Origin of the sequence: Streptomyces sp. NPDC090108 (assembly GCF_044747185.1) — a bacterium.
Classification (GTDB): Bacteria; Actinomycetota; Actinomycetes; order Streptomycetales; family Streptomycetaceae; genus Streptomyces.
In genome coordinates this window covers 513,101-537,911 of record NZ_JBIVDQ010000006.1, presented here as the reverse complement: position 1 = coordinate 537,911, position 24,811 = coordinate 513,101, and the positions used below count along the sequence as shown (strand labels likewise).

The 24,811-nt window shown below is 70.8% G+C and carries 26 protein-coding genes; 12 read left to right on the top strand and 14 right to left on the bottom strand.

Annotation, left to right across the window (positions count from 1 at the left end):
- Positions 1–106: 106 nt before the first annotated feature.
- Complete coding sequence (locus tag ACIPRD_RS24045; protein WP_401565778.1) at positions 107–655, bottom strand: cysteine hydrolase family protein; 549 nt, start codon at positions 653–655, stop codon at positions 107–109.
- Between the two features lie 86 nt (positions 656–741).
- Here ACIPRD_RS24045 and ACIPRD_RS24040 point away from each other — a divergent pair, with 86 nt between their 5' ends.
- The gene (locus ACIPRD_RS24040) at positions 742–1,302 is read left to right on the top strand and encodes a GNAT family N-acetyltransferase (RefSeq protein ID WP_356411941.1); all 561 of its coding nucleotides are present in this window, start codon (positions 742–744) and stop codon (positions 1,300–1,302) included.
- Positions 1,303–1,314: 12 nt separating this feature from the next.
- Here the strand turns inward: ACIPRD_RS24040 and ACIPRD_RS24035 are convergent, their stop codons facing one another.
- The 7 genes from ACIPRD_RS24035 to ACIPRD_RS24005 form a co-directional block, all read right to left on the bottom strand.
- Positions 1,315–2,925 (bottom strand): TraM recognition domain-containing protein, encoded by a 1,611-nt coding sequence (locus ACIPRD_RS24035; protein WP_401565776.1) that lies wholly within the window; start codon positions 2,923–2,925, stop codon positions 1,315–1,317.
- Positions 2,926–2,973: 48 nt separating this feature from the next.
- Positions 2,974–4,389 (bottom strand): ATP-binding protein, encoded by a 1,416-nt coding sequence (locus ACIPRD_RS24030; RefSeq protein ID WP_356411946.1) that lies wholly within the window; start codon positions 4,387–4,389, stop codon positions 2,974–2,976.
- Between the two features lie 9 nt (positions 4,390–4,398).
- Positions 4,399–5,958, bottom strand: coding sequence for an SCO6880 family protein (locus ACIPRD_RS24025; RefSeq protein ID WP_356411949.1), 1,560 nt, complete (start codon positions 5,956–5,958; stop codon positions 4,399–4,401).
- Positions 5,955–7,283: a hypothetical protein gene (locus ACIPRD_RS24020; RefSeq protein ID WP_356411952.1), complete on the bottom strand. Its 1,329-nt coding sequence runs from the start codon at positions 7,281–7,283 to the stop codon at positions 5,955–5,957. Before ACIPRD_RS24020 ends, ACIPRD_RS24025 begins: the two co-directional genes overlap by 4 nt.
- Positions 7,273–8,094 (bottom strand): hypothetical protein, encoded by an 822-nt coding sequence (locus ACIPRD_RS24015; protein ID WP_401565774.1) that lies wholly within the window; start codon positions 8,092–8,094, stop codon positions 7,273–7,275. Before ACIPRD_RS24015 ends, ACIPRD_RS24020 begins: the two co-directional genes overlap by 11 nt.
- Positions 8,095–8,266: 172 nt before the next feature.
- Positions 8,267–8,575: a hypothetical protein gene (locus ACIPRD_RS24010; RefSeq protein ID WP_014673544.1), complete on the bottom strand. Its 309-nt coding sequence runs from the start codon at positions 8,573–8,575 to the stop codon at positions 8,267–8,269.
- A 294-nt stretch (positions 8,576–8,869) separates the two neighbouring features.
- The gene (locus ACIPRD_RS24005) at positions 8,870–9,487 is read right to left on the bottom strand and encodes a TetR/AcrR family transcriptional regulator (protein ID WP_401565773.1); all 618 of its coding nucleotides are present in this window, start codon (positions 9,485–9,487) and stop codon (positions 8,870–8,872) included.
- A gap of 80 nt (positions 9,488–9,567) precedes the next feature.
- Here ACIPRD_RS24005 and ACIPRD_RS24000 point away from each other — a divergent pair, with 80 nt between their 5' ends.
- The 5 genes from ACIPRD_RS24000 to ACIPRD_RS23980 all read left to right on the top strand — a co-directional run bounded on the left by ACIPRD_RS24000 (position 9,568) and on the right by ACIPRD_RS23980 (position 14,243).
- Complete coding sequence (locus ACIPRD_RS24000; RefSeq protein WP_356411960.1) at positions 9,568–10,485, top strand: oxidoreductase; 918 nt, start codon at positions 9,568–9,570, stop codon at positions 10,483–10,485.
- A 176-nt stretch (positions 10,486–10,661) separates the two neighbouring features.
- Positions 10,662–11,066, top strand: coding sequence for a VOC family protein (locus ACIPRD_RS23995; RefSeq protein ID WP_356411963.1), 405 nt, complete (start codon positions 10,662–10,664; stop codon positions 11,064–11,066).
- Positions 11,067–11,341: 275 nt separating this feature from the next.
- Entirely contained in the window at positions 11,342–12,118 is a 777-nt protein-coding gene (locus tag ACIPRD_RS23990) for a trypsin-like peptidase domain-containing protein (RefSeq protein WP_356404377.1), read from the top strand.
- Positions 12,119–12,301: 183 nt separating this feature from the next.
- Complete coding sequence (locus tag ACIPRD_RS23985) at positions 12,302–13,309, top strand: bifunctional lytic transglycosylase/C40 family peptidase (protein ID WP_356404379.1); 1,008 nt, start codon at positions 12,302–12,304, stop codon at positions 13,307–13,309.
- Between the two features lie 232 nt (positions 13,310–13,541).
- Positions 13,542–14,243, top strand: a complete 702-nt coding sequence (locus tag ACIPRD_RS23980) for a phosphatase PAP2 family protein (protein ID WP_401565770.1) — start codon at positions 13,542–13,544, stop codon at positions 14,241–14,243.
- A gap of 63 nt (positions 14,244–14,306) precedes the next feature.
- Here the strand turns inward: ACIPRD_RS23980 and ACIPRD_RS23975 are convergent, their stop codons facing one another.
- Positions 14,307–15,887 carry an FAD-binding oxidoreductase gene (locus tag ACIPRD_RS23975; RefSeq protein ID WP_401565767.1) on the bottom strand — a complete coding sequence of 527 codons (1,581 nt, stop codon included), beginning with the start codon at positions 15,885–15,887 and terminating at the stop codon, positions 14,307–14,309.
- A gap of 414 nt (positions 15,888–16,301) precedes the next feature.
- Here ACIPRD_RS23975 and pstS point away from each other — a divergent pair, with 414 nt between their 5' ends.
- The 4 genes from pstS to pstB all read left to right on the top strand — a co-directional run bounded on the left by pstS (position 16,302) and on the right by pstB (position 20,455).
- Positions 16,302–17,426 carry a phosphate ABC transporter substrate-binding protein PstS gene (gene pstS, locus ACIPRD_RS23970; RefSeq protein WP_356404841.1) on the top strand — a complete coding sequence of 375 codons (1,125 nt, stop codon included), beginning with the start codon at positions 16,302–16,304 and terminating at the stop codon, positions 17,424–17,426.
- Positions 17,427–17,572: 146 nt separating this feature from the next.
- Positions 17,573–18,580, top strand: a complete 1,008-nt coding sequence (gene pstC, locus ACIPRD_RS23965) for a phosphate ABC transporter permease subunit PstC (protein WP_356404385.1) — start codon at positions 17,573–17,575, stop codon at positions 18,578–18,580.
- Entirely contained in the window at positions 18,577–19,632 is a 1,056-nt protein-coding gene (pstA, locus tag ACIPRD_RS23960; RefSeq protein ID WP_401565765.1) for a phosphate ABC transporter permease PstA, read from the top strand. Before pstC ends, pstA begins: the two co-directional genes overlap by 4 nt.
- 46 nt (positions 19,633–19,678) lie before the next feature.
- The gene (gene pstB, locus ACIPRD_RS23955) at positions 19,679–20,455 is read left to right on the top strand and encodes a phosphate ABC transporter ATP-binding protein PstB (protein ID WP_356404389.1); all 777 of its coding nucleotides are present in this window, start codon (positions 19,679–19,681) and stop codon (positions 20,453–20,455) included.
- Positions 20,456–20,617: 162 nt separating this feature from the next.
- Here pstB and ACIPRD_RS23950 read toward each other — a convergent pair whose 3' ends face one another.
- Together ACIPRD_RS23950 and ACIPRD_RS23945 are read right to left on the bottom strand one after the other, a co-directional pair.
- Positions 20,618–21,616 (bottom strand): inorganic phosphate transporter, encoded by a 999-nt coding sequence (locus ACIPRD_RS23950; protein WP_356404391.1) that lies wholly within the window; start codon positions 21,614–21,616, stop codon positions 20,618–20,620.
- Positions 21,617–21,623: 7 nt separating this feature from the next.
- Positions 21,624–22,244: a DUF47 family protein gene (locus tag ACIPRD_RS23945; RefSeq protein ID WP_351927054.1), complete on the bottom strand. Its 621-nt coding sequence runs from the start codon at positions 22,242–22,244 to the stop codon at positions 21,624–21,626.
- A 204-nt stretch (positions 22,245–22,448) separates the two neighbouring features.
- On the opposite strand from ACIPRD_RS23945, the gene ACIPRD_RS23940 reads away from it, so the two are divergent.
- Complete coding sequence (locus tag ACIPRD_RS23940; protein ID WP_356404394.1) at positions 22,449–22,754, top strand: metal-sensitive transcriptional regulator; 306 nt, start codon at positions 22,449–22,451, stop codon at positions 22,752–22,754.
- A 21-nt stretch (positions 22,755–22,775) separates the two neighbouring features.
- Here ACIPRD_RS23940 and ACIPRD_RS23935 read toward each other — a convergent pair whose 3' ends face one another.
- Both ACIPRD_RS23935 and ACIPRD_RS23930 read right to left on the bottom strand, forming a co-directional pair.
- Positions 22,776–22,943, bottom strand: coding sequence for a hypothetical protein (locus ACIPRD_RS23935; RefSeq protein ID WP_356404864.1), 168 nt, complete (start codon positions 22,941–22,943; stop codon positions 22,776–22,778).
- A gap of 110 nt (positions 22,944–23,053) precedes the next feature.
- Entirely contained in the window at positions 23,054–23,968 is a 915-nt protein-coding gene (locus ACIPRD_RS23930; RefSeq protein WP_401565762.1) for a hypothetical protein, read from the bottom strand.
- Positions 23,969–24,188: 220 nt separating this feature from the next.
- Here ACIPRD_RS23930 and ACIPRD_RS23925 point away from each other — a divergent pair, with 220 nt between their 5' ends.
- Positions 24,189–24,362, top strand: a complete 174-nt coding sequence (locus ACIPRD_RS23925; RefSeq protein WP_356404398.1) for a hypothetical protein — start codon at positions 24,189–24,191, stop codon at positions 24,360–24,362.
- Positions 24,363–24,389: 27 nt separating this feature from the next.
- Here ACIPRD_RS23925 and ACIPRD_RS23920 read toward each other — a convergent pair whose 3' ends face one another.
- Entirely contained in the window at positions 24,390–24,803 is a 414-nt protein-coding gene (locus ACIPRD_RS23920; protein WP_401565759.1) for an NUDIX hydrolase, read from the bottom strand.
- Between the last annotated feature and the right edge of the window lie 8 nt (positions 24,804–24,811).

The following is a 24,811-nucleotide window of genomic DNA, read 5'->3' as shown; positions in this document are numbered from 1 at the left end:
TGCAGGGGGGACCCTGTGGGAGAGTAGGACGCCGCCGAACAAATTTTAGGGAAAACCCCCGCATCGTTGATGCGGGGGTTTTCTGCGTTACGGACTCATTCGGGAATCAGAAAGCGACCTCGGCCGTCGTGACCGTGCCGCCCCGCCGGCCGGGAGCGGTCTGTCCGCTCCAGTACAGGTTGGTGTGGGCGATGACCTGCTCCGGTGCCGGCGCTCCGTACGCCGTGAGGTCCTCCGTGGTGTGGGCGTCGGCCACCAGCACCGCGTCGTACCCGCGGACCAGCGCGCCGTTCAGGGTCGAGCGGACACAGAAGTCGCTCTGGGCTCCCGCGACGATCAGCCGGCCCACCCTGTGCTCGGCCAGGACGTCCTCCAGGTCGGTGTCCTCGAAGGAGTCCCGGTAGGTCTTGTGGACGAGCGGCTCGGCATCCTCCCGCGTCAGTTCCGGTACGTACGCCCAGGGTTCGCTGTCACGCTTCAGTTCGTCGTCGTGGTGCTGCACCCAGATCACGGGCACGCCCTCCCGGCGGGCCTTGTCGACGAGGGTGCTGATGTTGGCGATCACGCCGTCACGGTCGTGGTTGTCCTCCACCACGCCGTTCTGGACGTCGATGACGAGCAGCGCGGTGGTGGGACGGTCGGTGAGTGTGGTCATGCGGTCACCGTAGGACATGTCAGTGACAAGGAGGAGCGCGCCCTAATCCGGGTGAGAGACGGGGCGAACGGGGCTACGGTGCCGTCATGAGCACCCTGACCGGCGACTCCTACGTCGTCCGCGCCATACGCCCCGACGAGTGGGCCGCCGTACGGCAGCTCCGTCTGGACGCGCTGCGGGATCCTGTCGCGTCCATCGCCTTCCTGGACACCTACGAGGCCGCCGTGGAGCGGCCCGACTCCTTCTACCGGGAACGCGCCGTCGGCTCCGGTGAAGGATCCACCACCGCCCAGCAGTTCATCGCCGAGGCTCCGGACGGCACCTGGGCGGGCACGCTCACCGTGCTCAAGGAGGAAGCCGGCGCGAAGGACTGGAGCGGGCGGTCCGTCGAGCGGCACCAGGCCCATGTCGTCGGGGTGTTCGTGCGGCCCGAGCACCGCGGGAAGGGGCTGATCGAGGCCCTGTTCCGCTCCGGTGTGGCCTGGGCGTGGGAGCAAGGGGCCGAGCGGGTGCGCCTGTTCGTCCACGTCGACAACCCGCGGGCCCAGGGCGCCTACCGCAAGGCCGGGTTCGGGCCCAGCGGGCTCATGGTGTCGTTCTCCGAGGGTGAGCCCGAGAACGAGCTGGAGTTCGTCCTGGACCGGTGACCCGCGTGCCACCTACGGGCGAGGTCGGACGGGAAGTTCCTGGTGCGGCCAGCGGGCCCTGGCCTGCTCCCGGGAGCGGAGCAGGGCCACGGCGGTGAGGCCCTGACGGGCTCCGGTGGCGAGCAGCTCGGGCAGCTGCGGGAGAGGGGCCACCGCCGCGACGTCGTCGAGGACCAGGGTGAGTGGTGGGTCGAGCCGACCGGAGGATGACCGTTCGGCCATGCGCCGGCCGTGCTCGACCACGTGTGAGACGAGGGCCGTCAGCAGGGGCATCGCGCCCGGGCTGGTCCTGGGGTCCTCGATGGATTCACCGACCACATAAAGCGTGCCCCCTTCATGGACGAAGGAATCCAAGGCGAGTGCATCAGTTCGGTTCGGGGTGCACGCCTCGCGGATGTTGACCGTGGAGAGGGCGGCCAGGGCCCGGCTCGTCAACTCCTGGGCCATGTCACGGCGTTCGGGATGCGCGGTGAGGGCCGCCTCCAGCTCGCCCGCGGCGCCGGGAGCGGCCTGCGCATGGGTGCGCAGGGTCCGTACCGCGTCCTGGATCTGGCTGCCCTGCGCCCAGCGGTGGACATGGCGGACGGTCCGCGCGTCCAGGGCCGCCGCGTGCAGGTAGCTGCGCAGCAGGGTCGTGGCGGTGTCGGCGACGGCCTGGTCCAGCCTGGCGGCGGGCCGGACGGGGCCGAGGAGTGCCGTCGCGCGGCTCAGCGCGGTCTCCCGGTCCTCGCAGCCGGCGGTGGGGGACCAGTGCAGCCGGGCGGGAGTGTCGCAGCGGTGGGTGGGGTCGTAGAGGAGGACGGGGCCCAGCTTGGCCCTGGCGTCCTTCGTCTCCGCCCACAGCGCCGGGTTCGAGGTGAGGACCAGGACGGGTCCCGGGGCGTCCCGTACGGCGCCGGCCGCGACGGCCTTGCGGGCCGCGGGCGCGTCGTAGCGCACCGCACGGGCGGTGCCGGCGGCGTGGTCCGCCGTACGTCCGTCCACGCGCTCGGCGGCGCCTGGGAGGCCCTCCAGGGGCTCCTGCGGGGCGATTCCCTCGGCCGGCCCGACACGTGGCTCGGGGACGGGTACGGGGTCCGGGACCGGCACCTCGTGACGCGCCGGTGCGGAGGCGGGCGCCGCCGCGGGCACGCGCCCCGCACGCGCCTGCCGCGGCTCCGTGTCTCCCGTGTCCTCCCTGTCCCCCGCGTATCCCGTGGTCCCGGTGTTCTCCGCGGCTCGCGCCGCCTGTGCCGCTCGTGCCTTCTGCCGCGCACGTCCCGTCCGCCAGCGCGCCAGCGTGCCCATGGCGAACACGGTGAGCACGAAGAGGATCATCAGCTGGCCGATGAACAGCCCCCAGAACAGCCCCCATCCGGGCAGCCGGCCCGCCGGGGTGTCCGGCCAGGCGCCGGCGATGTCGTGCGGCCGGCCGATGAGGTGGCGCATGGCCAGCGGGGTGCGGACGAAGGTGACGGCGTCGGGCCAGGCGCCCCGGGAGAAGAGCGCGGCCAGCCCGGTGGCCGTCCACACCAGCAGGGTCATGCCGAGGAGGAAGGCGAGTATGCCGATCAGCAGACCGTCAGGGATGCCGCCCTGCCCCTCCCGCCGGCCGTCCCGGCGGTCGTGATCGTCCGGTCTCACGCTGCCTCGCTCTCTCCCGTGCCCGCTGCCGCTCCCGGCGCCCCGCCCCTACGCGACCGTCGACTCGGAGTCGCCGAGGTGCTGCTCCATGAAGGCCGCGGCCCGCTGCTCGGCCTCCAGCTCGGCGGCGCGCAGCACGTCGTCGGCGGCCAGGTGGTCGCTGGAGGATTCGGTCATCGCGCGGTCGGTGAAGACCAGAGGGCGTTCCGTCTCGGTGATCAGGTGCTTGACGACCTGCACGTTGCCGTTGACGTCCCAGACGGCGATGCCCGGGGTGAGGGTCGGGATGATCTCCACGGCCCACCTCGGCAGGCCCAGAACCCGGCCCGTGGCCCGTGCCTCGTCGGCCTTCTGGGCGTAGACGGTCCGTGTCGACGCCATCTTCAGGATCGCCGCGGCCTCCTTGGCCGCCGCCCCGTCGACGACGTCCGAGAGGTGGTGGACGACCGCCACGAACGACAGGCCGAGCCGCCGCCCGAACTTCAGCAGCCGCTGGAACAGCTGCGCCACGAACGGGCTGTTGATGATGTGCCAGGCCTCTTCCACCAGGAAGATGCGCTTCTTGCGGTCGGGGCGGATCCAGGTGTGCTCCAGCCACACGCCGACGATCGCCATGAGGATGGGCATGGCGATGGAGTTGCGGTCGATGTGGGACAGGTCGAAGACGATCAGCGGGGCGTCGAGGTCGATGCCGACCGTCGTCGGGCCGTCGAACATGCCCCGCAGGTCACCGTCGACCAGCCGGTCCAGCACGAGGGCGACGTCCAGGCCCCAGGCCCGTACGTCGTCTATGGCGACGTTCATCGCCTCGGCCGACTCCGGTTCCGGGTGGCGCAGTTGCTCCACGATGTCGGTGAGGACGGGCTGGCGGTCGACGATCGTCTCGTTGACGTAGGAGTGCGCGACCTTCAGGGCGAAGCCGGACCGCTCGTCCAGGCCGTGGCCCAGCGCGACCTCGATGATCGTGCGGAGCAGCGCGAGCTGGCCCGTCGTGGTGATCGCGGGGTCGAGCGGGTTGAGGCGGATGCCGTGGTTCAGGGCCGCCGTCGGGTCGAGCCGGATGGGAGTTATCCCCAGCTCCTCCGCGATCAGGTTCCATTCGCCGACGCCGTCCTCGCCCTGCGCGTCCAGGACGACGACCTGGCGGTCCTTGAAGCGCAGCTGACGCAGCACGTACGTCTTCTCCAGCGCGGACTTGCCGTTGCCGGACTCGCCGAGGACCAGCCAGTGCGGGGCCGGGAGCTGCTGGCCGTAGAGCTGGAAGGGGTCGTAGATGTAGCCCTTCCCGGAGTACACCTCACGGCCGATGATGACGCCGGAGTCGCCGAGACCGGGCGCGGCGGTCGGCAGATAGACCGCCTGGGCCTGGCCCGTGGAGGTGCGCACCGGCAGCCGGGTCGTCTCGACCTTGCCGAACAGGAAGGACGTGAAGGCTTCGGTGAGGACGGTCAGCGGATCCCGCATGTGGAGCCCCTACCTTCGGATGCCGGTGGCGAACGGGAGGGTGTTCACGAACGCGCGGTGGTGCTCTCTGTCGCACCACTCCAGCTTCAGGTACGACTTTCCTGCCGAGGCCCTTATCGTCCGCTTGTCGCGGTTGAGGGCCTCCGGTGAGCGGGAGGAGACGGTGATGTAGCCGACCAGGTTGACGCCGGCCGCGCCGCTGGCGAGGTCCTCGCCGCGCTGGTCGAGCCGGGAGTGGGCGGCCACGTCCCGCGGGTCGACCGTGCGGTTCATCTTGGCGGCGCGGGAGGCGTCGGCCTCGTCGTTGGTCTTCTCGGTGAGCATGCGCTCGATGGCGATCTCGGTGGGTTCGAGGTCCATCGCCACGGAGACCGTGCGGATGACGTCCGGGGTGTGGACGAGGAGCGGGGCGAGGAAGTTGACGCCGACCGGGGTCATCGGCCACTCCTTCACCCAGGCGGTGGCGTGGCACCAGGGGGCGCGGGTGGAGGACTCGCGGGTCTTGGCCTGGAGGTAGGTGGGCTCCATGGCGTCCAGCTCGGCCGGCCAGGCGTTCCGTTTCGTCATCGCCTGGATGTGGTCGATCGGGTGGTCGGGGTCGTACATGGAGTGGATGAGGGAGGCGAGCCTGCCCTGCCCGAGGGGCTGGCGGACCCGGATGTCGGCCTCCTGCAGGCGCGAGCAGATGTCGGTGAGCTCGCGGGCCATGACGACGGCGAGTCCGGCGTCCCGGTCCAGCTTGCGCCCGGACCGCGGCCGCGCGGCGCGTGCCATGGCGTTGGCCTCGGCGGCCAGGTCGCGGTTGAAGTGCATGCAGGCGACCAGGTAGGCGCGGTGCTGCTCGCTGCTGGTCGACACCATCGACTGGAGCTGGTCGTAGGAGCGCTGGAGCCACTCGGGGGAGCGGCCGTCGCCGCGCAGGACGACGTCCTTGGCGTGCGCGTCCGGGTCGGCCGGGAGGGTGCGGGCGAGCATCTGGAGCCGGGTGACGAAGCCGTCGCCGTTGGCCACGTGCTTGAGCAGCGTGCCGAAGCGGTCGACGAGGGCCTCCTGGTCCTCGGAGTCGCGCAGGCCGACGCCCGGTCCCTCGATCTCGATCGCGGCCGTGACCGTCTTGCGGTCGGCGTGCAGCAGGACGGCGATCTCGTCGGGGCCGAAGGGCGCGGCGAGCCAGCTGATCCGGCCGATGCCCGGCGGCGGCCCGATCTCGACCTCGCGCCCGTCCAGCCGGGTGCCGGCCTCCACGGCGGTGGAGCGGTACACGGCGTTGCGCTTGACCGTGCGCCGGTACGAGCGGTTGATCTCGAACCACTTGTAGAAGGTGCGGCGTTTGTACGGCACGTACACCGCGGCCAGCGCGAGCATCGGGAAGCCGGTGAGCAGCACGATCCTGAGGGAGAGGGTGGGGACGAGGAGCCCGCACATCATGCCGAGGAAGGCGCCGACGACGATCAGCGCGATCTCTCCGGACTCACGGTTCCTGCCGATGATCGCGTTCGGCCGCGCACGGCCGATGAGATACGTACGGCGGGGCGTGACCGGATGGGACAGGTGGGACTCGGTCGTCAACGCCCTTCACCTCCAGAGCGGTTGCTGTTGCGTGTGTTGCTGGCGTGCGGGGTGTTGGCCGGGCTGGGCGCGCGCGGCGCGGGCGTGGCGGAGGGGACTGCTCCGCCTCCCTGGGGGGTACGGCCGCTGTGCGCGGCGACGCCGCCGGAGGCCGGGTTGGCGGGGCGCGGGCCGCCGCCGCCCTGGGCTCCGCCGCCGTTGTTGTCGGCGCGGGCGCTGTGCGTCTTGATGCCCTGGGCGACGAGGGTGGCGGGCGAGCTGATGACGGCCGCGGCCTTGCCTTCCGCGCCCTGCATGATGCGGTTGCTGCGGCTGTTGGCGATCTCGTCGCCGAAGCCGGGGACGAAGCGGTAGATCATGCCGCTGGCGAAGATGGCGAGGAGGATGATGGCCAGGCCGGAGACGATCGCGGCGAGCGAGTCCGGTCCCTTGTCGGTGGCCAGGGCGCCGGCCAGACCCAGCACGATCACGATCACCGGTTTGACGAGGATCACCGCGATCATGATCCCGGCCCAGCGGCGGACGTGCCCCCACAGGTTCTTGTCGACCAGGCCCGCGTAGACGACGACGCCGAGGAGCGCTCCGACGTACAGCAGGACCGCGCGGAGGAACATCTCCAGGTAGAGGACGCCCGCGGCGAGGATCGACACCAGCGACACCAGGATCAGCATGATCGGGCCGCCGCCGATGTCCGTGCCCTTCTTCAGGGCCTCGGAGAACGCGCCGAAGAACGTGTCGGTCTGGTCGCCGGTGCCCTTCGCGATCACCGCTGTGACCCCGTCCGTGGCGGAGACGACGGTGTACAGGATGAGCGGGGTGAAGGCGGAGGCCAGCACGGTCAGCCAGAGGAACCCGACGGCCTCGGAGACGGCGGTGGTGAACGGCACGCCGCGCACGGCCCGCTTGGCGACCGCCAGGAGCCACAGCACGAGGGTCAGGATCGCCGACGCGGCGAAGACGATGGCGTACTGCTGGAGGAACTTCGGGTTCGTGAAGTCGACCTCCGCCGTCCCCTTCACGGCCTTGCTGAGCACGTCGACGGTCCAGGAGGCGGCGTCGGCGCACCCCTTGGCGAGGGCGCTCAGCGGGTCGAGGGTGGCGGTGAGGGGATCGGTGGTGGTGCCACCGGAGATGCCTTTGTGTGAGCCGCCGTTGTCCTGCTCGCAGAAGTCGCGCGCAGCGCCGTGGATCAGGTCGCAGGGATCGCCGCTCTTCGTCGGCGAGGGGCGGGGCGCGGCGATGGCTCGCGTGGCGGCGAGGATCGCAGCCGCCTGGAGCGCCGTAACGGCACTGACCAGGCTGAGTGCACGGCGACTAGCGGGCATAAGTGAACCCTCCGTACTCCTGGATGACCTTCGACATCTCGTCCGAGCTGGAGGCCTTGTCGTCACCGGGAACAGGCGCCGGACCGTCCTTCTGTGAGTGCGCGACGATCTTCCAGTCATCGGTTGACCACTCGAGTTTCATCGTGATGGTGAACCAACCGTTGGTGACTGGATTGGTCGACTTCTCGCCTGCGAGACCGAGCAGCCCGCTGCACCAGACCTCGACTGTGGCGGTGTCGGAGTTCGAGGCGGTGACCTTGGTGCCGATGGGGCTCGTCCGCGAAACGAAGGTGTAGCCCGTCGGTGCGGATCCGTCCTTGCTCAACCCGAGAGTCTGGTTGAAGGAGGGGGTGTATGCGCCGTCCATCGCAGTCTCCGAATCAGCCACCCGGGACGGTGCCATGACGGCCTGGAGGATCGTGTCACGTTTCGTCTTGTTGAACATCTCCGCCGACCCCAGTGCCACCGCGTAGTTCGCCGCGGCGCTTTCCGCTCCCTCTCGGGTGTGGGGGAAGCCGGAGGGGAGGCCCGCGGTTCTGGTCCGCACCGGGCGGGAGCCGCTCGCCGCGGTCGGCGACGTCTTCGGCCGGTTCTCCTTGCCGCCCGCGGATCCGCCCGAGGGCGCGCCGTCGCCGCGGTTGGCGAAGGCGATGGCCGCGACGAGGAGGGCGACCACGCCGACCACGGTGATCAGGCTCCGGGAGGAGGAGCGGCCGCCGCGGCGGGGCGCGCCGCCGTAGGGGTCGCCCTCGGGCAGCCGGGTCCGCGTGTGGCCGGCGTCCGTGTATCCCTGTTCGTCTCCGAGACTCATGCCGCGTACGCCCCCTCGACCTCGTAGACATACGACGGTAGCCGTGCTGGTTCCCGCGCGGGCGCGGAGTGATGACTCGACATCAGGGAGACGCAACCTCAGCCGGTGGGCACGACGGAACGGGAACGGAAGCGGGAGGGGAGCGGGAGCGGCGTGGAGCGGTGAGGGACCGTCAGACGGCCATGCCGTAGACGATGGTGAACAGGGTGCCGAGGGAGCCGATGATGAACACCCCGGTCAGGCCCGCGATGATGAGGCCCTTGCCCTGCTCCGCGCTGAAGGTGTCCCGCAGCGCCGTCGCGCCGATACGCTGTTTGGCCGCGCCCCAGACCGCGATGCCGAGGCAGAGCAGGATGGCCACGGCCATCACCACCTCGATCATCACCTTGGCCTCGTTGCCCAGGCTGCCGAAGGGGCCCCAGTCCGGAGCGATCCCGCCGATGATGGTGTTGATGTCTCCCTTGTCGGCCGCAAAGAGCATGTAAGTCACCGCCCCTGGTGGGTAGTTCCGAGAAGCCTCCGCGGTGTGCAGAGGTCGGTCTCATTCTCGCTGACGACACCGCTGTCGTATGTCGACTTGGCGTCATTGACTGGCGGGTTCCGTACGAATCCTTCGTACGGTCACTCTGTGTATCACGGCAGGTCACGCCGGGCAATGACGCGGGAGCGGAACCTGTGCGTGGTTCCGTCGTTGACCCCTTCTACGGCCGGGCAGGGTTTCTGACGGCCGGTCGGGTGAGGCGTCGAGACGATGTTCTCACGGGCGGGCGCGCGTTCAGCGGGGCTTGAGGCCGTTCAGGAGCAGGTGGACGTGTTCGTCCAGGCCCGCCAGCGCCTCGTCGGCGTCCAGTGCGCAGCTGGCGATGAGGGCGGCCAGGCCGTGCAGGCTGGAGGCCGCGACGAGGGTGAGGCGTTCGAGGTCGCCCTGGACGATCTCCCCGCGCCGCTGGGCCTCGGCGAAGGTGCGGGTGAGGGAGCCGAGCGACCGGTCGACGGCCGCCGCGAGGCGGTCGGAGCTGCCGGGGTCGTGCTTGCGCGCGAACATCAGCTCCAGCAGCTCGGGGTTCTCGACGGCGAAGCCGAGGTAGGCGCGGGCCAGCGCCGCCATGTGGCCTTCGAAGGCCGGTTCCGGGAGCCCGGCGGCGGCCGTCGCGGCGGCGGTCAGGGTCCGGTCGAGGCGCTCGTAGCCGTCCAGGGCGAGGGCGTCGAGCAGGGCCTGCTTGTCCTTGAAGTGCCGGCCCGGGGCCGCGTGGCTCACTCCGGTGTCGCGGGCCAGCTCGCGCAGCGAGAGCGCTCCGGCCCCCTTCTCGCGCAGGGTGCGCTCGGCGCTCTCGAGCAGGGCGGCGCGCAGGTCTCCGTGGTGGTACGGGCGACTGCTGGACATGCGCGGCATGCGGGCCATCGTAACCCGATGTTGTCGACGCCACCTTTGTTGTCATTGACAGCATTGTTGGCGATGCCTACTTTGGGGTCATGGCTGAGACGACCGCAGCGCGCGGCACGCGCAAGTGGAACGCGACCCACCTTCCCGACCTGAGCGGCCGCACGGCCGTGGTGACGGGTGCCAACAGCGGCATCGGCTTCATCGCCGCCGAGGCGCTGGCCCGGGCCGGGGCGCACGTGGTGTTCGCCGTACGGGACCCGGCGCGGGGCGACGCCGCGGCCGAGCGGGTCGACGGCAGTACGGAGGTGCGCCGGCTGGACCTGGCGGACCTGGACTCGGTGCGCGAGTTCGCCGCCGGGTGGGACCGCCCGGTGGACCTGCTGATCAACAACGCGGGCGTGATGATGCTGCCGGAACTGCGCACCGCGCAGGGCTTCGAGATGCAGTTCGGCACGAACCACCTCGGGCACTTCGCCCTGACTAACCTCCTGCTGCCGCACCTCACGGACCGGGTGGTGACCGTGGCCTCCGCCATGCACCGCGGTGGCGACGGCCGGATCCACTTCGAGGACGTGAACCTGCGCGGCCGCTACTCGCCGACCCGCGCCTACGCCCAGTCCAAGCTGGCCAACCTCCTGTTCACGCTGGAACTCCAGCGCCGTCTGACCGAGGCGGGCTCCCCCGTCCGCGCCCTCGCCGCGCACCCCGGCTACGCGGCCACCAACCTCACGAGCCATGTGGCCAACCCCGTCACGCGGGCCTTCATGGCCGTCAGCGACAGGGTCTTCGCCCAGGGGGACACGGCCGGCGCCCTGCCCACCCTCTACGCCGCCACCCAGGACCTCCCGGGCGCCTCGTACGTCGGCCCCGACGGGCTCGGCGAGATGCGCGGCGGCCCGACCCTGGTGGGCCGCAGCCGTGCGGCGAGCGACGCGGAGGCGGCACGGCGGCTGTGGACGCTGTCCGAGGAACTGACCGGGACCGGCTGGGGACTCGCCGGGGAGTGAGCGTGCCCGCCCCGCCCCTCATCGCCCCGCCCCTCACCGCCCGGCACCTCACGAGCCGGTCCTAGGACGCGGCCCTAGGACCAGCGTCCGAGGGATACACGGGACCACCGCCTGATGGGCGCGCGATCATCCGCTCCCTAGGGTCGGTGTCATCCATCTGCCAGGAGGGTGACGGGATGCCGGCTGACGCCACGGCTCATGTACGTATCGCTCGTCCGTCGCGGGATCTCGCGACGGCCGAACGCTTCTGGACCTCGGGGCTCGGCCTCGAGGTGCTGTACCGGCACACCGCGGACGGTACTCCCGGCGAGGCGTCCCTGCTCATGGTCGGCTGGCCCGCGGCCGCCTGGCACCTCGAACTCGTCCAGGATCCCGCCGCCCCCGTCGAACCCCGGCCGACCGCGGAGGATCTGCTGGTGGTCTACCTCGGCGAGCCGGTGCCCGACTCCCTGCTGGAACGGCTCGAAGAGCACGGCGGCCGGCGCGTGCCCGCCCACAACCCGTACTGGGACACCTGGGGCGTGACCGTCCAGGACCCGGACGGCTACCTCCTGGTGCTGTCCACACGCACCTGGCCCTAGGGGGCGTCTCCCCGATCTTCGTGGGTCCGCGACGTCCGGCACGGCACCTCGCCGCACGGCCGAACCGCCCACGTACGCCCAGTACGAGGGCGGTCCGGCCGCACGCCGAGGCACCGCACCGGACGCCGCGGCCTGATCCACGAAGATCGAAGAGACGCCCCCTGGTGCGTCTGACCACGGATCAGTTCGTCCGATGGGGGCAGAAGAGGTTTCACAGCAAAATCTCAGAGAAGTCGCAGCGGGTTTCTCACCTCCATGGGGAAAAGTGGAGCCTGATGAAGCGCACCTCACGCATCTTCCGCACCTCGGTCACCTCCCGTCCGGCGTTGCTGGGCGCGGTGGTGATGCTGGCCCTGACCTCGGCGTCGGTGGCGTCCGCCGACGCGGGTCCCGGGCCGCTCGGCGTCACCGCCATGGCCGCCGTGAGCACGCACAGCGTGCGGGTGGGGGCGCTGTTCGGCGCGGACCGCGCGGGGACTCTGACGGGCGGTCACTTCTGCACCGCGTCGGTCGTGCACAGCCCCGCGCACGACCTCATCGTCACCGCCGCGCACTGCGTGACCGGTGTCGGCGGCCCCCTGGTGTTCGTGCCGGGCTACCGGGACGGGAGGGCGCCTTACGGGGTGTGGAAGGTCGGGCGGCGGTTCCTGGCCGACGGGTGGGCCGAGGACCAGGACGAGGACAGCGACCTCGCCTTCGCGCATGTCGGCGCGCTGGACGGCAAGGAGGTCGAGGACGTCGTGGGCGGCAACCGCTTCACGACCGGCACGGCCACCGGCGCCACCGCCGTCACGGTCACCGGCTACCCCGACTCCCGTGAGACCCCCATCAGCTGCACCAACAAGCCGGCCCCGCACAGCAGGACCCAACAGCGCATCGGCTGCCCGGAGTTCACGGGCGGCACCAGCGGCAGCCCGTGGATCAACGGGGACGGCCAGGTGGTCGGGGTCCTGGGCGGCCACGAACAGGGCGGCTCGACGGCGGACGTCTCGTACAGCGTGGTGCTGGGGCGCGGGGCGGCACAGCTGTACAGCGCCGCCCTCGCCCCCTAGGGCGTGTCGGGCGTCTCCCTTTCCCCCTAGGCCCTGTCGGGCGTCTCCCTCTCCCGGGCTCCGAACCTCGCCCCCCGGCCCGTCCGTGTCGACTTCAGGACGAGGCGTGTCCGAGATTCTCGTCCCGCGGCCGATGGGCTCATACACTGCTGATCCGGTGGACTGCGCGGTGGCGAGGGGCGGTTGACGGTGCGTAAGGCGTGGATCGTCGGTGGGGCCCTCGTCGGGGGCGGGCTGGCCTTCGTCATGGTGCTCGTCGTCGGGGTGTACCTCGTCGCCGGGAACCTCGTGGGCGGGGTCGCCACCGGAGCCCGGGGACTCGCCAAGGGAGCGGTGCCGGCCGCCTACAAGTCGCTCGTGCAGCGGTGGGGCAACCTGTGCCCGGCGCTGAATCCCGCGCTGCTCGCGGCCCAGCTGTACCAGGAGAGCGGCTGGAACCCGACGATCGTCAGCCCGGCCGACGCGCGCGGCATCGCCCAGTTCATCCCGGGCACCTGGGCCACGCACGGCATCGACGGCAACGGGGACGGCAAGCGCGACATCTGGGACCCGGCCGACGCGATCCCGTCGGCGGCGTCGTACGACTGCGAGCTCGCGAAGTACGTCAAGGACGTGCCCGGGAATACGGGCGACAACATGCTCGCCGCCTACAACGCGGGTGCCTACCGGGTCATCAAGGCGGGCGGGGTTCCCGCCATCAGTGAGACGCGCAACTACGTGAAGCGCATCCGCTCCCTGGAACAGAGCTTCGCCGCCCCGGTCACCCGGATCGACCCCACCCGGCAGGCCGCCGGCGCCATCGACTTCGCCCAGAAGAAGCTGGGCACCCCCTACCTGTGGGGCGGCAACGGAGGTCCCGACCAGGACGGCCGGTTCGACTGCTCGGGACTGACCAAGGCGTCCTACGCGAGCGTGGGCATCGGCCTGCCCCGCGTGGCGAACGACCAGTACAACGCGGGACCGCACCCCTCCCGCGACCAGCTGCTCCCCGGCGACCTGGTCTTCTTCTCCCACGACCTCACCGACTCGCGGGCCATCCACCACGTGGGGATCTACGTCGGCGGCGGCTACATGATCGACGCTCCGCGCACCGGGGCCGTGATCCGGTTCGACCCGATCGACACCTCGGAGTACTTCGGGGCGACGCGGGTCACCGAAGATGGCGCGAAAGCACTTCCCACGAACGTGTGAACGAGGCCCGAAATCGCCTCCTGAGCTGGGACGATGAATCTCTCTTCGGTAACGTCTGCGTGATCATTCGGTGGAGAGTGGAACGTATTGATGGGTCACGTGCGTTCCTGTTGACGTAGCCGAGCGGACGTGTGTGCGCAGTGCAGCGGAAGCGGATCTACACACCACGGGGGTGGTCAGGCGCGACGCACACGAGGTGCGTCCGGAACAACGACGAAGGGGCCGCAGCACCATGGCTGTACTCGCCGAATCCGGATCGAACCCCGACGTCGGCCTGCTCTACGACATCAACGGCATGGCCAAGGCCGCGCCGCACTGGATCGACCGGATCATGGAGTTCGTCGGCGAGTACGGACTGCTGCTCGCCATGGGGCTGCTGGTGCTGTGGTGCTGGGCGACCGTGCGCCGGCGCGGCGGCCAGGACGCCGCGGCCTCCGTGGCCGCGCTGGTCTGGGCGCCCCTCGCGGCCGCCGTCGCGGTCCTGGTGAACGTGCCGATACGCGGTTTCGTGAAGCGCCCCCGGCCCTTCGTCGACCACCAGGGTCTGGACGTCCTCGTCTCCGGCAAGAGCGACTTCTCGTTCGTCAGCGACCACGCGACGCTCACCATGGCCATGGGCGTCGCCCTGTTCGTCGCCAACCGCCGCTTCGGCATCGCCGGTATCGCCGTCGCCCTGCTGGAGGGCTTCTGCCGCGTGTACATGGGCGTGCACTATCCGACGGACGTCGTGGGCGGGTTCGCCCTCGGCACCGCCGTCGCCCTGCTGCTGTCGCCCCTGGCCATGGCACTGCTCACCCCGCTGTTCAAGGCGGTGGAGCGCTCGCCCCGGGCCGGCTGGATCGTACGGGCGCCGGGATCCGGGACGCGGCGGGACACGCTGGTCCCCGGTGCCCGCACGCCCCTGGAGTCCGAGGAGCGCGACCTGGCCGCGTGACCCCGGGGTCCCGCCCCAGGCCCGTTCCCGCCCCGAACCCGCTCGCGGCCCGGCCCGGTCCTCCTACAGCCCCTGCGCGTAGGAGAAGAACCGCGCCGGGTCGTAGCTCTTCTTGACCTGGGCGAGCCGTCCGGCCGCGTCGCCGTAGTAGGCCTTGCGCCAGCCGCTCAGCGTCGGGTCCGTGTAGTTCTGGTAGGCGGCGCCCGAGGCGTACGGCGCCATCGCCCCGTGGGCCGACGTCAGCCAGGCCTGTGCCGTCGTGCCGGAGGCGCCCGCGCCCCAGGACACGATGTACTGCGCCAGCATCCGTGAGCGGCGGTGGACGAAGGCCGTCGCGGTGGGGGAGACGCGGTTGACCGCGCCGCCCAGCGCGGTGAGCGCGACGCTGCCCGCGCCGCCGCGGACCGAGCCGATCTGCTTCAGCAGGGTCTGGACGCCCGCCGAGGACAGTGAGCGGTCGAAGAAGTCCGAGCGGGCCGCGTACGTCTCGCGGCCCAGGGCGCCGTGGGTGGAGCGGCCGGGGGTGGAGCCGGGCAGATGGCACTGGGCGTCGGTGGAGAAGGAGGAGCAGCCGGCGTAGATCTCCATCGCCTCCTCGTAGCCCCGGCGCTTCAGGGTCACGCTCCTGGCGTTCGCGCCGGCCGCGTGCGCCAGGCGGTCCACGGCGTTCTGGAGTCCGCCGTAGGTGCCGAGGGAGAAGCAGGAGACGGAGACGGCGGGGCTGCCGCCCGGGGTGTTCGACAGGTGCAGCGCGGACCAGATCTCGTCGGGCTGCGAGGGGCCCCACTCCTGCCATGCCTTGACCACCGCGGCCGCCTTCGACCAGGGCCAGGTCAGATAGGCGGTCACCGCCTGAGGTGCCGCGTGGGTCTTGAAGTGCAGCTCCGTGACGACGCCGAAGTTGCCGTTGCCCGCGCCGCGCAGGGCCCAGAACAGGTCGGAGTGGGTGCTCGCGTCGGCGGTGATCTCGGTGCCGTCCGCCGTGACGACGGTCGCCTGGGTGAGGCTGTCGCAGGTCAGGCCGTAGGCCCGGGAGGCGACACCGTGGCCGCCGCCGAGGACCAGGCCGGATATGCCGACGGTGGGGCAGGAACCGGCGGGTATGGTCACGCTCTTCGCGGCCAGGCCCCGGTAGACGTCGATGAGTTTGGAGCCGGCGCCGACCACGGCCTGCCCGCCGGAGACCCGGATCCGGTTCAGCCGGGACACGTCCAGGACGAGCCGGCCGTCTCCTGAGGAGTAACCGGCGTAGGAGTGGCCGCCGTTGCGTATCGCCACCTTGATCCCGTGGGCGTGGGCGTACGCGAGGGTCGTGCGGATGTCACCGGCGTGGGACACGTAGGCGACCGCGGCGGGCTTCAGCCCGTCGAAGCGGGTGTTGTACAGCTGGTGGGCCGTCGTCCAGGACGCGTCGCCCGGACGCACCAGGGTGCCGTCCAGATCGCGGGCCAGGGCGGCCCAGTTGGCGGCGGCGGCCTGCCCGGCCGTCGTCATCGCCGTACGGGAGGACACCGTGCCGGTGGCCGTGGTGCCGACGGGGCCCGTGCCGGCCGGCCCTCCCGCGGTCGCGCCAGGACCGCACGCGGTCAGCGCGGTGGTCGCCAGGGCCGCCGCCCCGCCCGTGATGAACGTACGCCGTTCCATGTCCGTCGCCTTTCCCCCGGCCCGCTCACCGGCTCTCTCCGGTCTCCCTGGAACGAGACGACGACCCGCGCACAAGGGTTCCCTCCGGGCGCCCCGCATGTGCCGCGCGGCCGCCGGGGCGGGGCCGGAACGCGCGCGCCGCGCCGGATCCTGAGGGGGCGTCGGCCGGTACCTCCACGGCTTCTCCGCGCGTTCCCCCCGTGAGCGCCACGTGCCCTCCCCGTGAGCATTCCGTGACCTAACCGGGCCGACGGCAGGGGTTCACTCCCCGTTCACTTCCGGCCATCGGCCGCTTCACCTGTTCTGCCTAATTTCGGCCTTACCCGGTGCGGGGTGCGGCGATAGATGCACTCACGCACCTCGACGACCTCGCACGCCGCCGCTCGCGGCGGCTCCTGGAAGGAATTCCCGAAAGTGATGCTTCAGCGCAAGAACCGGCTGCGGGCCCTCTCCCTCGGTGCTCTCGCCGTCTCCGGCGCCCTGGCGCTGACGGCGTGCGGCTCGGACGACACGGGCAAGAAGGCGAGCGACGGTTCCTCGTCCTCCACCAGTGCCTCCTCGGTCAAGTGCGACAACGCCAAGGGCCAGCTCCTCGCCGACGGCTCCTCCGCCCAGAAGAACGCGATCGACGCCTGGGTGAAGACCTTCTCCCCGGCCTGCGGCGTGCAGATCAACTACAAGGGCGCCGGTTCCGGTGCCGGTGTCACCTCCTTCAACCAGGGTCAGATCGCGTTCGCCGGTTCCGACTCCGCGCTGAAGCCCGAAGAGGTCGCCGCCTCCAAGAAGATCTGCTCCGGCGGCCAGGGCATCGACCTGCCCATGGTCGGCGGCCCGATCGCCCTCGGCTTCAACGTCCCGGGCGTCACCGACCTGGTCCTGGACGCCCCGACCCTCGCGAAGATCTTCGACAGCAAGATCAGCAAGTGGAACGACCCGGCGATCAAGAAGCTGAACCCCTCGGCGAAGCTCCCGGACCTGAAGATCCAGGCCTTCCACCGCTCCGAGGACTCCGGCACCACGGACAACTTCACCAAGTACCTGATCGCCACCACGCCGGACAACTGGAAGTACTCCGGCGGCAAGGCCTGGCAGGCCAAGGGCGGCCAGGCGGCCTCCGGTTCCGCGGGTGTGGCCCAGGGCGTCAAGCAGAACGCCGGCGCCATCGGTTACTTCGAGCTGTCCTACGCCAAGGACATGACCACCGTCTCGATCGCCACCGGCGCCAAGGCCCCGGTCAAGCCGTCGGTCGAGTCCGCCACGGCCGACATCGCGGCCGCCAAGGTCGTCGGCACCGGCAGCGACCTGTCGCTCAAGCTCGACTACAACACCAAGGCCGAGGGCGCCTACCCGATCACCCTGGTCACGTACGAGATCGTCTGCGACAAGGGCAACAAGGCGGAGACCCTGCCCGCCACGAAGGCCTTCCTCAACTACATCGCCAGTGAGGACGGCCAGAAGGTCCTCGCCGAGAACGACTACGCGCCCATCCCCGCCGACATCATCGCCAAGGTCCGCACCACCATCGCCGGCCTGAGCTGAACCGATCCGAGTGTGCGGTCCGGTCCCACGGGTTCCCCGAGGACCGGGCCGTACCGTCCGGTGCACCGCCGCCCGGAGCCGCGCCCCGAAGCGGAGCGGCTCCACCGAGCCGCCCACACCGCGGCTCCGCAGACCGGAGAACTCCGATGGACATATCGACACAGAAACCTGACGCAACTCCCCCCGCGCCCCAGCAGCACGCGGCCGGCCACAAGCGCATCGCCCGCGGCCCCGGACGTCTCGGTGACCGGGTCTTCCTCGGCCTGTCCCGCGGCTCCGGCATCCTGCTGCTGGCACTCATGGCCGCGATCGCGGTCTTCCTGGCCTACCGCGCGTCCCTCGCGATCAGCAAGGACCACGGGAACTTCCTCACCACCTTCGAGTGGAACACCAACGCCACCCCGCCGGTCTTCGGCATCGCGGTGCTCGCCTTCGGCACGATCGTCTCCTCGGTCATCGCCATGGCGCTCGCGGTCCCGGTCGCGGTGGCGATCGCGCTGTTCCTCACCCACTACGCCCCGCGCAGGCTGAGCGGCCCGGTCGCCTACGTGATCGACCTGCTCGCCGCCGTGCCGTCCATCGTGTACGGCCTCTGGGGCGCGATGATCCTCCAGCCGCACCTGACGGGCCTGTTCGGCTGGCTGAACGACTTCTTCGGCTGGACCGGCGTCTTCTCCTGGGACGAGGGCGCCCCGCGCTCCATGCTCACCGTCGGCATCCTGCTGGCGATCATGATCCTTCCGGTCATCACCAACGTGAGCCGCGAGGTGTTCCGCCAGGTCCCGCGGATGCACGAGGAGGCCGCGCTCGCCCTCGGCGCCACCCGCTGGGAGGTCGTGCGCATGTCGGTGCTGCCCTTCGGCCGCTCCGGCGTCATCTCCGCCTCGATGCTCGGCCTCGGCCGCGCCCTCGGCGAGACGATGGCCGTCGCCACCGTGCTCTCCCCGAGCTACGACATCCAGGCCAGCCTGCTCAACCCGGGCGGCGGCACCTTCGCCCAGAACATCGCCAGCAAGTTCGGTGAGGCCACCGAGCAGGGCCGCGACGCGCTGATCGCCTCCGGTCTCGTCCTGTTCGTCATCACCCTGCTGGTCAACGGTGCGGCCCGCGCGATCATCGCCCGCCGCAAGGAGTACTCGGGGGCCAACGCATGAGCACCGCAGCCGCCTACGCCAAGGCCCCCAGCAACCTGCGGGCCGCCAGCCTCCCGAAGTGGTCCTCGTGGGCCGTCGCGGCCGGCGCGATCGCCCTGGGCGTCGGCATCAGCTTCGCCGCCGGCCTGCACAGCAGCATCCAGTGGGCCCTGATCGCCGCGATCCTCCACGTCCTCGGCACCTACGGCGTCGCGGCCCGCGTCGAGGGGCGCCGCCAGGCCAAGGACCGGGTCGTCACCTCGCTGGTCTGGGTCGCCTTCCTGCTCGCCCTCGTACCCCTGGTCTCCCTGGTCTGGGTGACGGTGGCGCGCGGCGTCAAGGTCCTCGACCCCTACTTCCTCAGCCACTCCATGGGGATCGTCCAGGACTCCGAGACGGGCGGCGGCATCTACGCCGCCGTCATCGGCAGCCTGGAGCAGGTCGGCCTCGCCACGGTGATCGGCGCTCCGGTCGGCATCCTCACCGCCATCTACCTGGTGGAGTACGGGCGCGGCAGGCTCGCCAAGGCCGTCACGTTCTTCGTCGACGTGATGACCGGCATCCCCTCGATCGTCGCGGGTCTGTTCATCCTCAGCCTGATGCTGATCTTCGACATGCAGCCGTTCGGGTTCGCTGGGTCGCTGGCGCTGGCCATCCTGATGATGCCGGTCGTCGTGCGCTCCACCGAGGAGATGCTCAAGCTCGTCCCGAACGAGCTGCGCGAGGCCTCCCTGGCGCTCGGCGTGCCGAAGTGGCGGACCATCCTGAAGGTGGTCGTGCCGACGTCCATCGGCGGCATCACCACCGGTGTCATGCTGGCCATCGCCCGTGTCGCGGGCGAGACCGCGCCGGTGCTGCTGCTGGTGTTCGGCAACCCGTTCATCAACAACAACCCGTTCGAGGGCGCGCAGGCGTCGCTGCCGCTGTACATCTACCAGCAGTACGCCTCGGGCAACGATCCCGCGTTCGACCGCGCGTGGGCGGCCGCCCTCACGCTGATCGCCTTCGTGATGATCCTCAACCTGGTGGCCCGCGGCATCGCCCGCTGGAAGGCCCCGAAGACCGGTCGCTGACGCGGCCATCGGCGACTGATCAAGACTTATCGGAAGTGAAGCAGACATGGCCAAGCGAATCGACGTCAGCGGACTCACCGCCTACTACGGCTCCCACAAGGCGATCGAAGACATCTCGATGACCGTCGAGCCGCGCTCGGTGACGGCGTTCATCGGCCCCTCGGGCTGCGGCAAGTCCACCTTCCTGCGGACCCTGAACCGCATGCACGAGGTCACCCCCGGCGGCCGCGTCGAGGGCAAGGTGCTGCTGGACGACGAGGACCTGTACGGCGTGGGCATCGACCCCGTGTCGGTGCGGCGCGAGGTCGGCATGGTCTTCCAGCGCCCGAACCCCTTCCCCACGATGTCGATCTTCGACAACGTGGCGGCGGGCCTGCGCCTGAACGGCAGCCACAAGAAGAGCGAGCTGAACGACATCGTCGAGCGCTCGCTCAAGGGCGCCAACCTCTGGAACGAGGTCAAGGACCGGCTGAACAAGCCGGGCTCGGGCCTGTCCGGCGGCCAGCAGCAGCGTCTGTGCATCGCCCGCGCCATCGCGGTCGAGCCGAAGGTGCTGCTCATGGACGAGCCGTGCTCCGCGCTCGACCCGATCTCCACGCTCGCGATCGAGGACCTGATCGGTGAGCTGAAGGAGCGGTTCACCATCGTCATCGTGACGCACAACATGCAGCAGGCGGCGCGTGTCTCGGACCGCACGGCGTTCTTCAACCTCGCCGCCGTCGGCCAGCCGGGCCGGCTGATCGAGATCGACGACACCGAGCGGATCTTCTCCAACCCGTCGGTCCAGGCCACCGAGGACTACATCTCCGGCCGCTTCGGCTGATCCCCCCGACCCCTCGCGGTGTTGCATGGCGGTGCCGCCGCGAGGACGCAAAGGGCCCGCCCCCGGATCGGGGGGCGGGCCCACTGCGTTCGGCTCCGGCCGGCTGCCCCGCCCAGGGGGCGAAGCCCCCGCCGGGGTCCGGGGCGGTGCCCCGGGCAGGACCTACAGCACCGTGACGTTGATCAGCGCGAACGCGCCTGCCGCGACCAGCGCCGCGGCCGGCATGGTGATGAACCAGCCCAGGACGATGTTCTTGGCCACGCCCCACCGCACGGCGTTCACCCGCTTCGTCGCGCCGACGCCCATGATCGCCGAGGTGATGACGTGGGTGGTGGAGATCGGCGCCTTGAACAGGTACGCCGTGGTGAACATGATCGACGCGCCGGTCGCCTCCGCGGCGAAACCCTGCGGCGGGTCGAGCTCGATGATCTTGCGGCCCAGGGTGCGCATGATGCGCCAGCCGCCCGCGTACGTGCCGAGCGACAGCATCAGCGCGCAGACGATCTTCACCCAGACCGGGATGGGGTCCTTGTAGGTCTCGTGACCCGAGATGACCAGGGCCATCATCACGACACCCATCGTCTTCTGGGCGTCCTGCAGACCGTGGCCGAGGGCCATGCCCGCCGCCGACACCGTCTGCGCGATGCGGAAGCCCCGCTTGGCCTTGTGCGGATTGGCCTTGCGGAAGATCCAGAGGATGGCCGTCATGACCAGGTAGCCGACGACCAGGCCGACGACCGGCGACAGGAACATCGGGAGGATGATCTTCTCGACGACGCCGGACCAGAGGACCGCCGTACCGCCCGCCAGCGCGGCGCCCACCAGGCCGCCGAACAGGGCGTGCGAGGAGGACGAGGGCAGACCGAAGTACCAGGTGACCAGGTTCCAGACGATGGCGCCGGCGAGAGCCGCGAAGAGGATGGCCATCCCCTTGGACCCCACGGGCGTCTCGATCAGGCCCTCGCTGACGGTCTTGGCGACCCCGTTGCCGAGGAAGGCACCCGCGAGGTTCATCACGGCCGCCATCGCCAGCGCGGCACGCGGCGTGAGCGCCCGGGTCGACACCGAGGTCGCGATCGCGTTCGCGGAGTCGTGGAAGCCGTTCGTGTACGTGAAGAAGAGCGCGACCGCGACGGTCACGATCAGAGCGAAGGTGTCCATCGACGCCTCAGGACTCCTTGACGGCGATGGTCTCCACCGTGTTCGCCACGTGCTCGAACGCGTCCGCCGCCTCTTCCAGGACGTCCACGATCTGCTTGAGCTTGAGCACCTCGATCGCGTCGTACTTGCCGTTGAAGAGGTGGGCGAGCAGCTTGCGGTGGATCTGGTCCGCCTGGTTCTCCAGCCGGTTGACCTCGATCCAGTACTCGGTGAGGTTGGCCATGGTCCGCAGGTTCGGCATCGCCTCGGCCGTGAGCTCGGCGGCCCGCGCCAGCACCTCGATCTGCTGCTCGACGCCCTTCGGCAGCTCCTCGACGTTGTAGAGGACGACCAGGTCGACGGCCTCCTCCATGAAGTCCATGATGTCGTCGAGGGACGAGGCCAGGTTGTAGATGTCCTCGCGGTCGAACGGCGTGATGAACGAGGAGTTCAGCTGGTGGAAGATCGCGTGGGTGGCGTCGTCACCGGCGTGTTCCGCTGCCCGCATCCGCTCCGCGATCTCGGCCCGGGCGGAGGAGTCCGCCCCGAGCAGTTCCATCAGGAGCTTCGAGCCCGTGACGATGTTGTCCGCGGACGCGGCGAACATGTCGTAGAAGCTCGTCTCCCTGGGGGTCAGACGAAAGCGCACAAGGGGTCCTCGGGGTGCATGGGTTTCGGTCATCTGATGCTAAGCGCATCATTCGGCCACGGCTAAGGGGCCATCCCCCAGTGTCGCCCATCAGGCACAGTGGTCGGCACAGGGGAGGACCAAGGGCCCCTTACCCGGCGAAGTTCGGTACCATATACCCACCAGGGGTATGTATCCGCCGCTCGTCCCAGAGGGAGGCCAGTGATGACGACGACCGAGGCCGGCGCCACGCACGGCTACCACGACCAGAAGGACGAGCACCTCAAGCGGCTGCGCCGGATCGAGGGCCAGATCCGCGGCCTCCAGCGCATGGTCGGCGAGGACACGTACTGCATCGACATACTCACGCAGGTCTCGGCCTCCACGAAGGCCCTGCAGTCCTTCGCGCTCCAGCTGCTGGAGGAGCACCTGCGGCACTGCGTCGCCGACGCGGCCCTCAAGGGCGGCGACGAGATCGACGCCAAGGTGGACGAGGCGACGAAGGCCATCGGCCGGCTGCTGCGCACCTGAGCCCCGGCACCGCGTGCCGGGCTACGCCGTGGCGGCGATGCGCTCCTCGGTCACCCGCAGCACCTCGTCGATGCTCTCCAGGCTGAGCCGTTCGTCGGCGGCCGAGGCGGCGATGATCAGGTCTCCGCACAGCTCGATCTCGGCGAGGGCCACGTTGTCCTGAACCGCGGTACCGCCGAGCGGAGCCACGCGCCTCACCTCTTCTCTGCCTCACCGGGTGCCGTCGGCTTCCTAGAGTAGGGAGCGCTCCGCACGCCGCGCATGGCACGGAAGGGCTACTTCGGGGGTGGCGTCCCTGACTAGTGCGACGGCTGGTTCCCGCTCCCGCCCTCTTCGGTGCCGGTACCGGTGCCCGTGCCCTCGTTCTCGGCGATGCGGCCCGCGTAGATGTCCCGCGGGCGCGGCAGTGTCACGTCGACGGGGGTGCCGAAGCCGTACAACAGGGTGGTCGAGGCGACCGCGACCGGACCGGACCGCGTGCTGTTGACGAAGCTGAAGTGCTGCCGGAGCTTGCGGACGCGCCCCTCGTCGTCGAGGTAGGCGTCGAACGGGACCTCGGCCGTGGCGAACCCTTTCGCCGCCGCCGCCAGCGACGCCCGGTTGCCCGCGGAGGCGCTCCGTGCCGCGTCGGCGAGGTCGGCGGTGCCCCGGTAGTGCCGCACCGGCGTACCGCCCACCTCGGTACGGCCCAGGTACGCGGCGGTGCGCGTCCCGCGCAGGATCTCGGCGGCGGCGTACGGATCGGTCGCGCCGCCGGTGACCAGATTGCCGTCGGACATGCTCGCGGTCTCCACCCGCACCCATTTGTCGGCGGGCACCCCGGCCCCGCGGTTCTTCATGAACAGGGCGCCGGGGGCGAGGAGTTCGGTGATGGGGCGGTGCTCGGAGACGCCCCTCGGGTCCTCCGGGAGCACCACGGTGAGCCGGCCGGTCCTGCGGCGGTAGTCGTAGACGCCCGTGCCGCGGATGGTGACCCGGGTGCCGCCGGTCGCCATCTCCATGGAGGTGCCGGCTCTGGAGCTGCCCGCTCCCAGCAGCACGTCGGCGGCCTGGCGGAGGGTGACCACCGGGTCGGACCCGTTGCCGTTCACCCCTTCCGCGGCGGCCCCGCTGCCGGAACACCCCGCGGTGCCCACCGCGAGACCCACCGTGAGACCCATGATCCCCACCGCGGCGGCCGTCCTGCCCGTCCGCGTGTGCTGCCGCCCATCCATGGCCTGCCTTACCCCCAGCCGGTCCGTCCGTCACGGGCCCCCCGTCGCTTCGGTTAACGACGGGTAGGGAGCGCCGTCACGCGCGCCACGCGGGACGGCGGCGAGAGAAGAGAGCGGAGGGTCGCGCAGGATCGCGGAGAGCGCGGGGCGCGGCGCGGGTGTGGGCGAGAGGGGAACGTACGTGCGTACCGGTGGCGCCGGGCTCGGTACCGTGGGCCCTGTGACGCAGCAGGACGGGCCGCAGCGGGCCCGGCAGGGGAACGAGCACCTCACCACGACGACCGAACAGGGCCGCTTCTGCGTGGCCCGGTGCAGCTGCGGCTGGCGCGGTCCGGCCCGCAGGGCCCGCAGCCAGGCGAGGACCGACGCGGACGCCCACCTCACGGACCCCTGACCTGCCCGCCCCTTCCGCCGGGGGAGGCTACGGGTGTTCCAGGCTCCGGGTCAGGGCGTCCACCAGGTCCCGGTCGCGGGGCTGGGTGAGCCGCTCGCGGGCGGCGCCGGGGGAGAGCCACAGGACGCGGTCCACCTCGTCGCCCGGGACGAAGCGGCCCCCCGCGGCCTCGGCCGCCCAGTAGCGGACCTCTTTGGGGCGCCCGGCCACCGGGTACCGCAGCGTCGGCAGTTCCGCGCCGGGCTCGGCCCGCTGCCCGGTCTCCTCCGCGACCTCGCGCAGGGCGCCCGCGAGCGCGTCCTCACCCCGCTTGAGCTTGCCCTTGGGGTGGGACCAGTCGCCGTACCTGGGCCGGTGGACCAGACAGATCTCCAGGCCGCCGTCCCGTGGCGAACGGCGCCACAGGACGCAGCCGGCCGCTCGTACGGTGGTGTCGTCCACGTCGCCTC

What these genes read in the sequence shown, in the direction of transcription:
- ACIPRD_RS24045 (WP_401565778.1), bottom strand. Translation starts at nt 655, where the DNA reads ATGACCACACTCACCGACCGTCCCACCACCGCGCTGCTCGTCATCGAC.
- ACIPRD_RS24040 (WP_356411941.1), top strand. Translation starts at nt 742, where the DNA reads ATGAGCACCCTGACCGGCGACTCCTACGTCGTCCGCGCCATACGCCCC.
- ACIPRD_RS24030 (WP_356411946.1), bottom strand. Translation starts at nt 4,389, where the DNA reads ATGCGGGATCCGCTGACCGTCCTCACCGAAGCCTTCACGTCCTTCCTG.
- ACIPRD_RS24020 (WP_356411952.1), bottom strand. Translation starts at nt 7,283, where the DNA reads ATGCCCGCTAGTCGCCGTGCACTCAGCCTGGTCAGTGCCGTTACGGCG.
- ACIPRD_RS24015 (WP_401565774.1), bottom strand. Translation starts at nt 8,094, where the DNA reads ATGAGTCTCGGAGACGAACAGGGATACACGGACGCCGGCCACACGCGG.
- ACIPRD_RS24010 (WP_014673544.1), bottom strand. Translation starts at nt 8,575, where the DNA reads ATGCTCTTTGCGGCCGACAAGGGAGACATCAACACCATCATCGGCGGG.
- ACIPRD_RS24005 (WP_401565773.1), bottom strand. Translation starts at nt 9,487, where the DNA reads ATGCCGCGCATGTCCAGCAGTCGCCCGTACCACCACGGAGACCTGCGC.
- ACIPRD_RS24000 (WP_356411960.1), top strand. Translation starts at nt 9,568, where the DNA reads ATGGCTGAGACGACCGCAGCGCGCGGCACGCGCAAGTGGAACGCGACC.
- ACIPRD_RS23995 (WP_356411963.1), top strand. Translation starts at nt 10,662, where the DNA reads ATGCCGGCTGACGCCACGGCTCATGTACGTATCGCTCGTCCGTCGCGG.
- ACIPRD_RS23990 (WP_356404377.1), top strand. Translation starts at nt 11,342, where the DNA reads ATGAAGCGCACCTCACGCATCTTCCGCACCTCGGTCACCTCCCGTCCG.
- ACIPRD_RS23980 (WP_401565770.1), top strand. Translation starts at nt 13,542, where the DNA reads ATGGCTGTACTCGCCGAATCCGGATCGAACCCCGACGTCGGCCTGCTC.
- ACIPRD_RS23975 (WP_401565767.1), bottom strand. Translation starts at nt 15,887, where the DNA reads ATGGAACGGCGTACGTTCATCACGGGCGGGGCGGCGGCCCTGGCGACC.
- pstC (WP_356404385.1), top strand. Translation starts at nt 17,573, where the DNA reads ATGGACATATCGACACAGAAACCTGACGCAACTCCCCCCGCGCCCCAG.
- pstA (WP_401565765.1), top strand. Translation starts at nt 18,577, where the DNA reads ATGAGCACCGCAGCCGCCTACGCCAAGGCCCCCAGCAACCTGCGGGCC.
- pstB (WP_356404389.1), top strand. Translation starts at nt 19,679, where the DNA reads ATGGCCAAGCGAATCGACGTCAGCGGACTCACCGCCTACTACGGCTCC.
- ACIPRD_RS23950 (WP_356404391.1), bottom strand. Translation starts at nt 21,616, where the DNA reads ATGGACACCTTCGCTCTGATCGTGACCGTCGCGGTCGCGCTCTTCTTC.
- ACIPRD_RS23940 (WP_356404394.1), top strand. Translation starts at nt 22,449, where the DNA reads ATGACGACGACCGAGGCCGGCGCCACGCACGGCTACCACGACCAGAAG.
- ACIPRD_RS23930 (WP_401565762.1), bottom strand. Translation starts at nt 23,968, where the DNA reads ATGGATGGGCGGCAGCACACGCGGACGGGCAGGACGGCCGCCGCGGTG.